This is a genomic window from Floridaenema fluviatile BLCC-F154, assembly GCF_041929135.1.
Taxonomy (GTDB): domain Bacteria; phylum Cyanobacteriota; class Cyanobacteriia; order Cyanobacteriales; family Aerosakkonemataceae; genus Floridanema; species Floridanema fluviatile.
Window position 1 is genome coordinate 201,064 of sequence record NZ_JBHFNS010000019.1, and the last position, 13,843, is coordinate 214,906.

Below are 13,843 nucleotides of genomic sequence, written 5' to 3' on the forward strand. Positions count from 1 at the left end.
GAAACTGTAAAAACAGCTGAGTTTTTCAGGTTATAACTAAAATTCCCTATTGCTGAGTAACCAAAGGAATTGAGTACAGAAAGTTAGTTAAAAAGGACGATTATGCAATTTATCGATCGAGTAGAAATTGAAGTCGAGGCTGGTAAAGGTGGCGATGGAATTGTAGCATTTCGGCGAGAAAAATATGTTCCAGCTGGTGGACCTTCGGGCGGAAATGGAGGCAAAGGCGGTTCTTGTATTCTCGTTGCTACATCAGATTTGCAAACTTTGCTGGATTTTAAATACAATCATCGATTTAAGGCTGAGGATGGTGCCCGTGGGGGGCCGAATAATCGCACTGGGGCGAATGGAAGCGATCGGATTATCCAAGTCCCCTGCGGTACAGTGGTTTATGATGCTGAAACTGACGAAATTTTGGGAGATATTGTAGAAGCTGGGCAAACTCTTTGTGTGGCGCAAGGTGGCAAAGGTGGGTTAGGAAATCAGCATTTTCTCAGTAATCGTAACCGTGCTCCTGAATATGCTTTACCAGGTTTGCCGGGAGAACAGCGGCTTTTACGTTTGGAATTAAAACTGTTAGCTGAAGTGGGAATTATTGGGTTGCCAAATGCAGGAAAATCTACTTTAATTTCCACGATTTCTGCTGCTAAACCCAAAATTGCTGACTACCCTTTTACTACTTTAGTTCCGAATTTAGGTGTAGTTCAAAAACCGGATGGTGATGGTGCCGTTTTTGCGGATATTCCCGGATTGATTGAAGGTGCTCATTTAGGTGTAGGTTTAGGGCATGATTTTTTACGTCATATTGAACGGACTCGGTTATTGCTGCATTTAATTGATGTAACGGCGGAAGATCCGATCGGCAATTATCGCACAATTCAAGAGGAATTATCAGCTTACGATCGGGGTTTAATGGAACGTCCGCAACTGTTGGCTTTGAGTAAAATTGATGCGATCGATCCCGCACAAACCGACTTAGAAAATCTGCGTCAACAATTGCAAGAATTAAGCGGAAATCAAGTTTTTCTTATTTCCTCTGCTACCCGTTCTGGACTAGATAACTTGTTACAACAAATTTGGCTAATCTTGGAACAAACCGAAGAATTGGAACCAGAAACTCAACTTCTTTAACTTATTTGTAAATAGCCTCACATCATGTTTTACTTGGTGTGGGGATAAATCAATAAGTAATCAAATCTGATGAGAATTTTGTTAGTTGAAGATGACGATCGCATCGCCGACGCATTAAAAGAAGCACTTACCGATCGACATTACACTGTTGATATTGCTGCTGATGGAGAAGCAGGTTGGGAATTTATTCAACTATGCACCTACGATTTAATCTTATTAGATGTTATGTTACCCAAATTAGATGGAATTAATTTATGTCGCAAGTTACGCCATAATAACATCAACACACCTGTACTAATGTTAACTGCTAAAGACAGCAGCACTGATAAAGTAATGGGATTAGATGCTGGTGCAGATGACTATGTAGTAAAACCCTTTGATTTACCAGAATTGTCAGCAAGAATACGCGCTTTACTCCGAAGAGGAAATCCTACCTTACCACCAGTTTTAGAGTGGGAAAAACTGCGTCTAGATCCTAGTAAATGCCAGGTAAATTATGCTGGAAAATTACTACATTTGACCCCAAAAGAATATGCTTTACTAAAATTATTCCTGCGGAATGGGAGCCGAGTTCTCAGCCGTAGCGATATCATAGATCATCTTTGGACATTTGAAGATCCGCCAGCAGAAGAAACCGTAAAAGTTCACTTAAAAGATTTACGCAAAAAGTTAAAAGCTGCTGGCGCACCTGCTGATTTAATTGAGACAGTTTATGGTTTAGGTTATCGAATGAAACAAATTTAGTTATTGGTTATATATTAATCTAAAGTCTAAAATCCAAAATCCAAAATCGAATGACTGTATTTCCTTATGACCAATTTGCAAAAGATTATCTCAAAGAATTGTTATCACCATTAGGAGAAGTAGAAACAAGTCGTAGTATTGCTAGTGAAGTTCGAGAAATCGATGTTTGGTTTGCACCAGCGGCGCAAGTTACTTGGACAACCGAATTAGGATTACTAGGACGCTTGGCGACTAGGGCAGCAATTTTTGAACCTTTTCGTAATGCGATCGATCTAGGTAATATCCGTAGCTGTATGGGCAAACTGTTTGATGTTTTTGCTTTTTTAGAACGCCAAGCAAGACGAAACAATACCCGCGTTGAAGAAACAGAATTACCTCATCTTTGGATAATTTCTCCCACTGCCTCAGAGTCCCTATTATCAGGTTTTGGCGCTACACTTGATCTAGATAACTGGGGCAGCGGAGTTTATTTTCTTCACCCCCATTTGAAAACGGGAATTGTAGTGATTCATCAATTACCGCCAACCCCAGAAACACTTTGGTTACGAATTTTAGGTAAGGGGAGAGTCCAGCAACAAGCAATTGATGACTTAGCAAAAATTCCCGAAAATGACCCGTTACGAATAGTGGTGTTGGAGTTGTTAAGCAACCTCAAGACTATATTAGAAGTAAACCAAAATTTAGCACCAGAGGAGCAAGATTTAATTATGCGTTTGTCACCACTTTACGAAAAACGTTTAGCTGAAGCTACTCAGCAAGGTATTGAACAAGGTATTGAACAAGGTCTTGAGCGAGGTATTGAGCGAGGTATTGAGCGAGGTATTGAACAAGGTATTGAGCGAGGTATTGAGCGAGGGGTTCGCCAGGGACAGCGAATTTTTGTGGAAAATTTATTGAGGGCAAAATTTGGGGACTTAGATGAAGAATTAACCGCAATTATTGAACCCTTGTTGGCATTACCAGCAGCAGATTCAACTGCTTTATTATTGAATTTGTCCCGTGCAGAATTGTTGGCTAGGTTTAATTAGATTTTGTTGGGTGCGTCAGCTGGGATGGTGCGTTACGTTGTCACTAACGCACCCTACTAATCTCGGAGGTGTGACTAATGAGCAACTACAAATCATCTGTTAATGATACTAAATTTCAAAATTTACACTGGCGTTTGTTGCTATCTTACTTAACGGTAATGGTAGCAATTATTGGTACATCTACAGTAGCGATATATGAGTTTTTTGCTGATATTCTTTATCAGCAGATAGATCAGCGATTAATAGTTTTAGCTCAAGCTGCTGCACATAATTTTACAGAAATTAAAGAACAATATCAGCAAGAAAAACAAGTCTATAATGCTGATAAACATCGGCATACACAAGTTTTCCGCCGCTTAGATGGTGATGGAGATTTAGATATTCCTTGGCATAATTTACGGGAACCAGATCAAGGTGTGGAATGGTTTGATGCTGAAGCTAAACTATTGGGAAATTCTGGAACAATTTTACCTAATTCTTCTCTCCATCCCGGCTTTGAAACTATTAATAATGGTCAGATTCGCACGGTAACAATTGCAGCTTATAGTAAGGAGAAAGGAAACCAAAAATTAGAGGGTTATATTCGCACTAGTGAAACTACTCAAGAAGTGGAAGTAGTACTAAGTAAATTGCGTTGGGGTTTAGGTTTAGGAAGCATTTTTGCCCTTACGATGACTGGTATTGGTGGGTTATGGTTAACTAGACAATCTTTGAAACCAATTATCAAAAGTTTTCAACAATTAAAACAGTTTACTGCTGATGCTTCTCATGAATTACGCAGTCCTTTAACAGCAATTAAAACTTCGGTGGATGTGATGCGAAGTCATCCCGAAAGAATTCATCCAGCAGATGAGAAAAAGTTAGCTGCGATCGCTTCTGCTACCCAACAAATGAGTAGTTTAGTAGAAGATTTACTGCTGTTGGCGCGGATGGATGCACAAACAGCAACGATTAATCAGGAGTTAATTCCCATTCCTATAGGTGAAATTTTAGAAGATTTAGTAGATTTTTTAGAATTGCCAGCAGAGGATCGGGAAATTACTCTAAAGTCGGATTTATTAACAGATATTTTTGTCCAAGGAGATGGAACTAAATTAATTCGTTTATTTACTAATTTAATCGAAAATGCACTGCAATATACCCCAAAAGGCGGAAAAGTTACTGTTTTTATGAACTGCTTTGATAGATCTGTAATAGTCGGTGTAGAAGATACGGGAATCGGAATTGCCTCAGAAAATTTGCCCTTTGTATTCGATCGCTTTTGGCGTGCGGATAAAGCTAGAACTCGTCGAGAAGGGGGTTTGGGAATGGGTTTAGCGATCGCCCAAGCCATTGCTCAATATCATCATGGCGAAATAACTGTCACTAGTCAACTAGGCGTTGGTAGCTGTTTTCGCGTGCGTCTCCCAGTAATTTCCGATCCCAAAACTTGAATTTAAAAATTGCAAATTATTAGCAATTAGGAAAATTTTTCTGTCTACCCTAGTTCTTTACCTTTTAGTTATATTCTGTAATTGTCCGGCTGGTACAGCACAGAACTTGAAACATCAGTATACAGCTTTGTTATTGATTATTGAGGTAAATTATGAATCGAGTTTTTCGGAAATATCATCGGCAAATTGCGATCGCTTGTTCCCTACCATTAATTTTAACCGTAATTACTGGCATCGGCTACACCATTTTTGATGAATGGTTTGGACTTGATGACATCGCTCATTTTTTGATGCGAATTCACACCATGAAAATCCTCAAATTAGATACTATTTATCCCGTTTTAAACGGCTTAGGATTAATTGGTTTACTGGTGACAGGTTTAAGCATGACAGGCTTATTCAACAAACGCCGCACTTCCGAAAATTTAGGCGATAAATCTTAATACTTCACTAGTCAGCTAGCTGATTATTGATGTCAAGTGGAGAGTTGAAAAAGTTGAATTTTCAACTCTGACTAATTCCTGTGCTTGGCTCAAAATTTTGTTTGGAGTAATTTCCTGAATCACAACCCAAACATCCCAAATGTATTGACTCATCTAAGGAGATTCTATCATGAAACCTGCGGTTGGTATGCGCCAAATTGCCAAGAAATTCAGCATTTTATTTTCTGCGACTACATTAGGAATTATTTCCCTCACCAGCTGCACTTCTCCACCGCCAAGTGCGGTTGTTGAACCTACCAAAGAAACAACTCAACCTCAAGTAACACAGGTTGCTAATAAAACTCAAGAATCAGCAACTTTGAAAAATTTACAAGCGGCTTATAATGGTGAATCAAATGCTCATGTTCGCTATCTTGCCTTTGCTAAAAAAGCCGATGAAGAAGGTTATGGAAAAGTAGCAAGTCTCTTCCGTGCAGCGGCGCGTGCAGAAGAAATTCACAGCGAACACCATGCCAAAGTAATAAAAAAAATGGGCGCTACACCCACTAATAAGATTGAAACTCCGGTGGTAAAATCTACTAGTGAAAACCTCCAAGAAGCAATTAAAGGCGAATCTTACGAACGCGATACAATGTATCCTGATTTCATCAAACAAGCTGAGAAAGAAAATAACAAAGATGCAGTTCGGACTTTGGAATTTGCTAGAAATGCTGAAGAAGGACACGCCAAATACTATACGGAAGCTTTGAATAATTTGACAGCTTGGAAAGGTGGTACTAAGACTTTCTATGTCTGTCCCGACTGTGGGTTGACAGTAGCAGTAATTGACTTTAAAAACTGTCCTGAATGCGGAGAACCCGAAAATTTGTTCCTGAAGATAGTCTAAATCGGAACGAAGCATTAATTGTCGAAAATATAGTATAATTTATTACATCGGCATTAATGCTTGATTTTTCCTCAGAACTTGCACCAGAAAAGTTATAGCTTCCCTAGATTTATTCCGGGGTTGTTGTGCCGTCATAGGTAATGGTGCATAGATTTTACCAACATTAACTAACAATTACTTATGAACCGTCGTGAATTTTTCGGCTGGGTGAGTGTCGGTGCAGTTGCTAGTTCTTTACCAGTTGCGATCGCCACTTTTCTCCCCGACTCCCACAACTCCGCTAATGCTGAAACTCCCGAAACAAATAGATCATTTACTATTGCCCAATCTAGCGGTTTTAAATCTGTTGGGACTGTAGCATCACTGGATAAAGACGGGCAAATTCTGAATAAAAAATCTCCCGTTGGCTCAGTTTTAGTAATTAGGAATCCCAATGATTCTAACAGTTTAATTGCTGTTAATCCTACTTGTCCTCATGAGGGTTGTACAGTCAAGTGGAAGAAAAGCGAAAAGTATTTTGATTGCCCTTGTCATGATGCAGAATTTGCCCCTGATGGGAAAGTTTTAAAAGGCCCAGCTAAGAAACCTTTGGCAACTTATCAAGCAAAAATTGAAGGTAACTCTGTTGTCGTGAAAGCGGGTTAATTATTAACTGCTTAGGAGTGATTAGTACTGGGTGTGTCTGTTATCTAACTAAAGAAAATAAAATCGCAAACATACCTCAGTACTTTATCTAAATAGGGATTTACCGCCAGTGTTTAGACAGTCGATAACCCAGCCCAAAGATTTATTAGAAGCCCAGTTAAAAGGAACTCGTATCAGTGCATTTTTCAACGAACTCCTGACAAATAGTGGCTATTTTTTAATATTTAATGCTTTTTCCGAAATTTCTTTATCTAGTTGGATTGACTATTTAATAGAACCTACTCATTATCTAATTGCTGGGGCAATTTTTCTGCAAGCTTGGTATTTAGCCGGAAGCAATAGCCATCGGTTTTGGGGAAATTTAATCGGGCCATTTTTATATACAATAAGCGATCTTTTTCTGGATGGGATGGAATTTTTCCACGAACCAAATCATTATGTTTTGTGGCTGTTTTCTTTAGCTATTGCCACTTTGCAAGGAATCAGATTTCATTGGATACCAAGTGCAGCATCATTGATTATTCCCCTGGAAAGTTTGAGCCGCACTTTTATGATTGTTGCGCTTTATATGGTGCTAAGTTCTAAGAGCACTGAGCCAACATTTAGTTGGGAACATTTTCGCAAATTTTCTCAGCTACCAACCCATAAGTTTTTGATTGAAAGTATGGTGTTTCTCGGTCTTATTTTGGGATTGCAAACAGCAAGGCTAACATCTCAGCGCCAAGAATTGCAAAAAACGGCTCAACTACTGCGGAATTTAGCAGAATGGGGGATGGGAAGTCATGCGGTACTCACCGCAGTTACTAATCCAGAAGAATTGGCTTTTCAACGGCGCGATCGCACGATCGTATTTATGGATATTCGCGGTTTTACCGCTTGGTGCGAACAAACTGCACCAGACACCGTTGCTTCCGTTCTCAACTCCTACTACCGTAACGTAGAACCGGGTGCAGCACAGTATCAACCCCTACGAATCACTCTCACAGCCGATGAAATTATGGCGATTTATGCCACACCTCAGCAAGGAATTGCCGCAGCTAAATATATGTGTCAAGCAGCAGAAATTATTCTCAAAAAACACGGTTTAGGTGCAGGCTGTGCCCTCCATTGCGGTGATGTCATAGAAGGATTATTCGGCAGTAAAGATGTCCGTACCTACACCGTAATTGGTGATGTAGTTAATACAGCAAAAAGATTGGAAAGCGCCACCCCTGCTGGTGCAATTACCATTTCCGATGAAGTGTATAAAGCGATGCCAGGAAAATTAAGGGTTGAATCTTGTGAACCGATAATGGCAAAAGGGAAAACAGAAGCGATTAAAGCTTGGCGATTGTTGGTGGAATGATGTTTCAATTGTGTCCTGATTAACTAATCTCAATTTCTGCAACAATTGCTTTTCCAATTTCAATAGAAGCAGTCGCCGCTGGCGAAGGCGCATTACAAATGTGCATGGCATTTTCCCCTTTAATAATCAAAAAATCATCCACTAAAAACCCATCATTCATTAATGCTTGGGCGCGAACTCCTGCATGAGTCGGAATTACATCTTCCGATCGAATTTCAGGAATCAATCGTTGCAAACTTTGCACAAAAACTGCTTTACTAAAAGAGCGAATAATTTCTTGAATTCCTTCGTCATAATACTTAGCTGCTAACTTCCACAACCCTGGATAGGTGATAATTTCAAGAAAATCTTTTAAGTCAAAATCCGTTTTTTTGTAACCTTCCCGTCGCCAACCTAAAACCGCATTGGGTCCAGCGTGAACGCTACCATCAATCATCCGGGTGAAATGCACCCCCAAAAAGGGAAATTCTGGGTTGGGAACTGGATAAATGAGGTTTTTCACTAAATGGCGTTTTTCGGGAGTTAATTCATAGTATTCTCCCCGAAATGGGATGATTTTTGCTTGGGGATTGACTCCACCTAATTTGGCTATGCGATCGCTCTGCAAACCCGCACAATTAATGGTAAACTTAGTCTCATAACTACCTCGATCGGTTTCTAAAATTTGACCAGTATTAGTGTTAATAATCTTTAAGACTTTGGTATTAAGCCGTAAATCTCCTCCTTGAATTTGAATTAACTCAGCGTATTTTAAGCAAACTTCTCGATAGTCAACTATTCCAGTTGTTGGCACTTTAATTCCTGCCAAGCAACTAACATGAGGTTCAATTTCTTGAACTTCCTCCGCACTCAGTTTAGTGACATTTAAGTTGTTTTCTAAACCTCGTTTGTAGAGATTTTCTAATAAAGGTAACTCATCCTGAGTAGTGGCAACAATTACCTTACCGCAGACTTCGTGAGCAATGTCATGCTGTTGACAAAAATTTACCATTGAGAGATTGCCAGAATGGGAAAGTTTCGCTTTTAGACTCCCTGGTTTATAATAGATTCCCGAATGAATTACACCGCTGTTATGTCCAGTTTGATGATATGCCCAGCTACTTTCTTTTTCTAACACTAATATTCGAGAATTTGGGTGTTTTTGCGCGATCGCCATCCCCGTAGCCAAACCAACAATTCCCCCACCAATAACTGCCAAATCATACATAACTTGTACCTAAACACAAACAGATAAAAACCGACTTAGAATCAGGCTTTTATTGAGTTAATCAGATGTTTGATCTTTTGGCAACCCATCTTTTTTCGGTTTCATCCAATACCAATATCCAAAATAAATCAAGGTAGCAATTTGTACCGGAATCAGCGCCACATATCCTTTAAAAAAGAAGACAACATCTAATCATTATATTCTGTCATAACTATGCTCCTTAACCTATATTTCTCTGTTGTTTTGTTGAGCTAATTCCAATTATCTAGGATCGTTGATTGAGTCGCCGTAAATTAAAATAAATTTTAATTTATTACTGGTCGATCGGATAAAGCTATCCCTGAATAAACTAGATATCAGTTAGATCTAAATGCTAATTGGTGTCAGTTTACCCAAGCAACCGGGAAAATCTAAACATTCTTTTATATAAATTTGTCAAGAAACAAAGTATGTTGAAAAAGGTATACTCAGCTACCAACCAAGGTGGCAAATTTTGACATCTAGCTAAGAACTATGCCTCAATCGACGATAGAATCAATTCTCCAAGAAAAACGCTTATTTCATCCCTCAGCTGAATTTTCCCAAAACGCTCATATTAAGAGTTTGGAGGAGTATCAGCAATTATACGATCGCGCCCAAGCCGATCCTCAACAATTTTGGGGAGAATTGGCAGAAAAAGAGTTAGACTGGTTCCAAAAGTGGGATCAGGTGTTAGACTGGCAACCACCCTTCGCGAAATGGTTTGTCAACGGAAAAATTAACATTTCTTACAACTGCTTAGACCGTCATTTAACTACTTGGCGGAAGAATAAAGCGGCGTTAATTTGGGAAGGAGAACCGGGAGACTCGCGCACTTTAACTTACGCCCAACTGCACCGAGAAGTTTGCCAATTTGCCAATGTTTTGAAACAATTGGGAGTAGAAAAAGGCGATCGCGTTGGCATTTATATGCCCATGATCCCGGAAGCAGCGATCGCCATGTTAGCTTGTGCCCGAATTGGCGCAGCACATACAGTAGTATTTGGCGGGTTTAGTGCCGAGGCATTGCGCGATCGGTTAATCGACGGACAAGCTAAAGTAGTAGTTACGGCTGATGGTGGTTGGCGCAAAGATGCGATCGTCCCCCTGAAAGAGCAAGTAGACAAAGCATTAGCAGAAGGCGTACCCACCGTTCAAAATGTCCTAGTCGTCAAGCGTACCGGACAACAAATCCACATGGAACCCGGACGCGACCACTGGTGGGATGATTTACAAAAGGGAGTTTCCGCCAACTGTCCCGCCGAACCAATGGATAGCGAAGATATGTTATTCATTTTGTACACCAGCGGCAGCACCGGAAAACCGAAAGGCGTAGTCCACACCACAGGCGGCTACAACCTTTACAGCCATATTACAACCAAATGGATTTTCGACCTGCAAGACACCGACGTTTACTGGTGTACTGCTGATGTAGGTTGGATCACCGGACATAGTTACATAGTTTATGGCCCTCTGTCCAACGGTGCCACCACAGTTATGTATGAAGGTGCGCCACGTAATTCTAATCCCGGTTGTTTTTGGGATGTAATTGAGAAATATGGAGTCACTATTTTTTATACTGCACCAACAGCAATTAGGTCATTTATTAAGATGGGAGAACATTTTCCCAAAGCCAGAAATCTCTCATCTTTAAGATTATTAGGAACTGTGGGAGAACCAATTAATCCCGAAGCTTGGATGTGGTATTACAAAGTAATTGGTGGCGAACGTTGTCCAATTGTTGATACTTGGTGGCAAACCGAAACAGGCGGAATTATGATTACTGCATTACCAGGTGCAATTCCGACAAAACCTGGTTCTGCAACTCGTCCTTTCCCCGGAATTATTGCTGATGTCATGGACTTGGATGGTAATATCGTCGGCGATAATGAAGGCGGTTATCTTTCGGTAAAATATCCTTGGCCCGGAATGATGCGAACTGTGTATGGAGATCCCGATCGCTTCCGTAGAACTTATTGGGAACATATCCCGCCAAAAGATGGTAATTACACTTATTTTGCTGGCGATGGTGCTCGCAAAGATGAAGACGGTTACTATTGGGTAATGGGTCGTGTTGATGATGTAATTAACGTTGCCGGACACCGTTTAGGCACAATGGAAATTGAGTCAGCTTTGGTGTCTCACCCCGCAGTTGCCGAAGCCGCAGTTGTCGGAAAACCCGATGAATTAAAAGGCGAAGAAATCGTTGCTTTTGTAACTTTAGACAGTACTTTTACTGCTTCTGATGAACTAGCTAAGGAACTGAAAAAGCACGTTGTTGGTGAAATTGGTGCGATCGCACGTCCCGGAGAAATTCGCTTTACCGAAGCCTTACCAAAAACTCGTTCCGGTAAAATTATGCGCCGCTTACTGCGTAATTTAGCCGCCGGACAAGACGTTTCTGGTGACACTTCCACCTTAGAAGATCGCGGAGTTTTAGATAAATTGCGCGAAGGTGCGTAAGGCAATTTGGGATTTTAGATTTTAGATTTGGGATTGATGATTCCGTCTAGAATCTAAAATCCTTTGGTTATGCAATATAATCAGGAATTATCAGCTTTGTTTCCCGATCAAAAGAGAATAAAAATAGTTGAGAATACCGGGTGATTTTCCAGGAAAAGTTAGTATAGAGGTTACTTAAATTTATCTGCGGTTTTTGAAGTTTATGTTATAGTTTTGTCCAATTAATATCCTAAGATTAAAATTATTTTATATATAACGCAATCAAAGGTGAGGCAAGTGGAACCACAGCCAGATGAGGAGTTTTTGCCGCAGTTGTCGGAGTTGCAGGAACAGATTGCTCAATTAGAAGCAACTGAGCCGGAATCAGCCAACTTAGCAACATTATATGAGTTCTTGGGGCAGGTGTATGCACAGCGGATTAGGCAGGGAGAAGCAGAGAACTTAGACCGGGAGCGGCACCAGGCGATTGATGCTTTCCATCAGGCTATTACCAGCCAAGAGCAGTTGCAAGATCGATCGGCTCTAGTTAACTCTCTGAGAAAATTGGCTAATTTTTATGATTCCCAATCACAATTTACAAAAGCTATAACTTGTAATCAAAGAGCTTTAGAAATTGCACGCGAGATTAACGATCGCGCCAGCATTGCCGAATCCCTTAATAATCTCGGTGCTACTTACATCTATTTAGGGCAATATCAAAGAGCGATCGAGTTGGTTGAGCAGTCTTTGGAAATTGGGCATGAAATTAACGATCGCGCCAGCATTGCCGAATCCCTTAATAATCTCGGTGCTACTTACATCTATTTAGGGCAATATCAAAGAGCGATCGAGTTGGTTGAGCAATCTTTGGAAATTGGGCATGAAATTAACGATCGCACCAGCATTGCCGAATCCCTTAATAATCTCGGTGCTACTTACATCTATTTACGGCAATACCAAAGAGCGATCGAGTTTTTTGAGCAGTCTTTGGAAATTGGGCATGAAATCGGCGCTCGCGCCAGCATTGCCGAATCCCTTAATAATCTCGGTGCTACTTACATCTATTTAGGGCAATATCAAAGAGCGATCGACTTTGTTGAGCAGTCTTTGGAGATTAGGCGTGAAATCGACGCTTGTGCAGGTGTTGCTGAATCCCTCAACAGTCTCGGCGCTACTTACATCTATTTAGGGCAATACCAAAGAGCGATCAAGTTTGTTGAACTGTCTTTGGAGATTAGGCGTGAAATCAACGCTTGTGCAGGTGTTGCTGAATCCCTCAACAGTCTCGGCGATGCTTACAAATTTTTATATCAATACCAAAGAGCGATCGAGTTCTATAACCAGTCTTTGGAGATTAGGCGTGAACTCGGCGCTTGCCCAGGTGTTGCTGAATCCCTGAACAATCTCGGTACTGCTTATCATTTTTTCGGGCAACATCAAAGAGCGATCGAGTTGATTGAGCAATCTTTGGAGATTAGGCGTGAAATCGGCGCTCGCGCAGGTGTTAGCGAATGCCTCAACAATCTCAGCAATGCTTACAAATCTTTAGGGCAATATCAAAGAGCGATCGAGTTGATTGAGCAATCTTTGGAAATTGGGCGTGAAATCGGCGCTCGCGCTAGTGAAGCTCAATCTCTTGATATCAAAGCCCTTACCCTCGCAAAATTCGATTCGCGATCTGAAGCCGTAAAAACGATCCAGCAGGCACGAGAAATTTATGCAGCACTTGGACTCAATCAATGCGTGGAGAAATGCAACAACGAAATTTCTCGCCTCAACTCCAGTATCAGTTCAACTATTGGTAATCTTCTTCAAAGAACTTCTCATACTTCTAATTGGATTTGGATAAAGTGGTTGTTGTGGGTTGTTGTAAGCATCGCCATTTTTACAATAGTTGGGTTATTGCTCAAACGCTAGTGGCAATGCGTACAGAAAAGACCTTTGGGTAAATGTTGCGATATTTATGCTTGTATTTTGTGAAGTGAATGTTACCTGAGTATCTCAGGACGGGGATTGTGGTAATTCATCAATTACCGAAAACAGAAAGAACCCTTTGGCTAAGACTTTTAGGTAAAGGGAAAGTGCAAGAAGAGGCAATTGATGAAATACAGCTACTACCAGTAAATCATCCGTTGCGATCGAACATTCTCACCTTACTAACCAATTTCCAAGCTAACTTACAAATCACAGAAACTTTAGACTCAGAAGAAAGGAGTTTAATTATGAAGTTATCACCTTTGTACATTCAATGGGAACAAGACGCTTTAAAAAGAGGAGAAGAACAAGGGATACAGCAAGGAATACAACAAGGAAAGCGTCTAACAATTGAAGGTATGCTAGAGGCTAAATTTGGGGAACTTGATCCTGAATTATCCCAAATAATTGAACCTTTGATTCAATTACCAACTAAAGAAGTAACTCAATTGATTATGCAATCTAATCGGGAAGAGTTATTAAGTAGATTTCCCACAGCAAATTAAATCCAGCAATTACCAGTAAATTATCCATTGCGATCGGACCC

12 protein-coding genes are annotated in these 13,843 nt (G+C 40.5%); 11 read left to right on the top strand and 1 reads right to left on the bottom strand.

The window, feature by feature from the left end; all coding sequences use genetic code 11:
• Window positions 1–102 precede the first annotated feature (102 nt).
• The 8 genes from obgE (at window position 103) to ACE1B6_RS05070 (ending at window position 7,655) form a co-directional block, all read left to right on the top strand.
• A complete protein-coding gene (gene obgE, locus ACE1B6_RS05035; RefSeq protein ID WP_413256149.1) occupies window positions 103–1,131 on the top strand; it encodes a GTPase ObgE in 1,029 nt (342 codons plus the stop codon).
• A 69-nt stretch (window positions 1,132–1,200) separates the two neighbouring features.
• Window positions 1,201–1,875 carry a response regulator transcription factor gene (locus tag ACE1B6_RS05040; RefSeq protein ID WP_413256150.1) on the top strand — a complete coding sequence of 225 codons (675 nt, stop codon included), beginning with the start codon at window positions 1,201–1,203 and terminating at the stop codon, window positions 1,873–1,875.
• Window positions 1,876–1,925: 50 nt separating this feature from the next.
• Window positions 1,926–2,903 carry a FliH/SctL family protein gene (locus ACE1B6_RS05045; RefSeq protein WP_413256151.1) on the top strand — a complete coding sequence of 326 codons (978 nt, stop codon included), beginning with the start codon at window positions 1,926–1,928 and terminating at the stop codon, window positions 2,901–2,903.
• A 77-nt stretch (window positions 2,904–2,980) separates the two neighbouring features.
• The gene (locus ACE1B6_RS05050; protein ID WP_413256152.1) at window positions 2,981–4,336 is read left to right on the top strand and encodes a sensor histidine kinase; all 1,356 of its coding nucleotides are present in this window, start codon (window positions 2,981–2,983) and stop codon (window positions 4,334–4,336) included.
• Between the two features lie 152 nt (window positions 4,337–4,488).
• Window positions 4,489–4,779: a peptidase gene (locus ACE1B6_RS05055; protein WP_413256153.1), complete on the top strand. Its 291-nt coding sequence runs from the start codon at window positions 4,489–4,491 to the stop codon at window positions 4,777–4,779.
• A gap of 169 nt (window positions 4,780–4,948) precedes the next feature.
• A complete protein-coding gene (locus ACE1B6_RS05060) occupies window positions 4,949–5,665 on the top strand; it encodes a rubrerythrin family protein (protein WP_413256154.1) in 717 nt (238 codons plus the stop codon).
• A gap of 180 nt (window positions 5,666–5,845) precedes the next feature.
• Window positions 5,846–6,310: a ubiquinol-cytochrome c reductase iron-sulfur subunit gene (locus ACE1B6_RS05065; RefSeq protein ID WP_413256155.1), complete on the top strand. Its 465-nt coding sequence runs from the start codon at window positions 5,846–5,848 to the stop codon at window positions 6,308–6,310.
• A 109-nt stretch (window positions 6,311–6,419) separates the two neighbouring features.
• Window positions 6,420–7,655: an adenylate/guanylate cyclase domain-containing protein gene (locus tag ACE1B6_RS05070; protein ID WP_413256156.1), complete on the top strand. Its 1,236-nt coding sequence runs from the start codon at window positions 6,420–6,422 to the stop codon at window positions 7,653–7,655.
• 19 nt (window positions 7,656–7,674) lie between these two features.
• Here the strand turns inward: ACE1B6_RS05070 and lhgO are convergent, their stop codons facing one another.
• Window positions 7,675–8,862 carry an L-2-hydroxyglutarate oxidase gene (gene lhgO / locus ACE1B6_RS05075; protein WP_413256157.1) on the bottom strand — a complete coding sequence of 396 codons (1,188 nt, stop codon included), beginning with the start codon at window positions 8,860–8,862 and terminating at the stop codon, window positions 7,675–7,677.
• Window positions 8,863–9,375: 513 nt separating this feature from the next.
• Here lhgO and acs point away from each other — a divergent pair.
• The 3 genes from acs (at window position 9,376) to ACE1B6_RS05090 (ending at window position 13,802) form a co-directional block, all read left to right on the top strand.
• Entirely contained in the window at window positions 9,376–11,343 is a 1,968-nt protein-coding gene (gene acs / locus ACE1B6_RS05080; protein WP_413256158.1) for an acetate--CoA ligase, read from the top strand.
• 276 nt (window positions 11,344–11,619) lie between these two features.
• Window positions 11,620–13,239, top strand: coding sequence for a tetratricopeptide repeat protein (locus tag ACE1B6_RS05085; protein WP_413256159.1), 1,620 nt, complete (start codon window positions 11,620–11,622; stop codon window positions 13,237–13,239).
• A gap of 68 nt (window positions 13,240–13,307) precedes the next feature.
• On the top strand, window positions 13,308–13,802 hold the full coding sequence (locus ACE1B6_RS05090; RefSeq protein WP_413256160.1) for a hypothetical protein: 495 nt from the start codon (window positions 13,308–13,310) through the stop codon (window positions 13,800–13,802).
• The last annotated feature ends 41 nt before the right edge of the window (window positions 13,803–13,843 follow it).

Bases quoted from the DNA above. Each gene is read 5' to 3' on its own strand.
- ACE1B6_RS05055 (WP_413256153.1), top strand. From the start codon at position 4,489: ATGAATCGAGTTTTTCGGAAATATCATCGGCAAATTGCGATCGCTTGT.
- ACE1B6_RS05065 (WP_413256155.1), top strand. From the start codon at position 5,846: ATGAACCGTCGTGAATTTTTCGGCTGGGTGAGTGTCGGTGCAGTTGCT.
- ACE1B6_RS05060 (WP_413256154.1), top strand. From the start codon at position 4,949: ATGAAACCTGCGGTTGGTATGCGCCAAATTGCCAAGAAATTCAGCATT.
- ACE1B6_RS05045 (WP_413256151.1), top strand. From the start codon at position 1,926: ATGACTGTATTTCCTTATGACCAATTTGCAAAAGATTATCTCAAAGAA.
- lhgO (WP_413256157.1), bottom strand. From the start codon at position 8,862: ATGTATGATTTGGCAGTTATTGGTGGGGGAATTGTTGGTTTGGCTACG.
- ACE1B6_RS05050 (WP_413256152.1), top strand. From the start codon at position 2,981: ATGAGCAACTACAAATCATCTGTTAATGATACTAAATTTCAAAATTTA.
- ACE1B6_RS05040 (WP_413256150.1), top strand. From the start codon at position 1,201: ATGAGAATTTTGTTAGTTGAAGATGACGATCGCATCGCCGACGCATTA.
- ACE1B6_RS05090 (WP_413256160.1), top strand. From the start codon at position 13,308: ATGTTACCTGAGTATCTCAGGACGGGGATTGTGGTAATTCATCAATTA.
- acs (WP_413256158.1), top strand. From the start codon at position 9,376: ATGCCTCAATCGACGATAGAATCAATTCTCCAAGAAAAACGCTTATTT.
- obgE (WP_413256149.1), top strand. From the start codon at position 103: ATGCAATTTATCGATCGAGTAGAAATTGAAGTCGAGGCTGGTAAAGGT.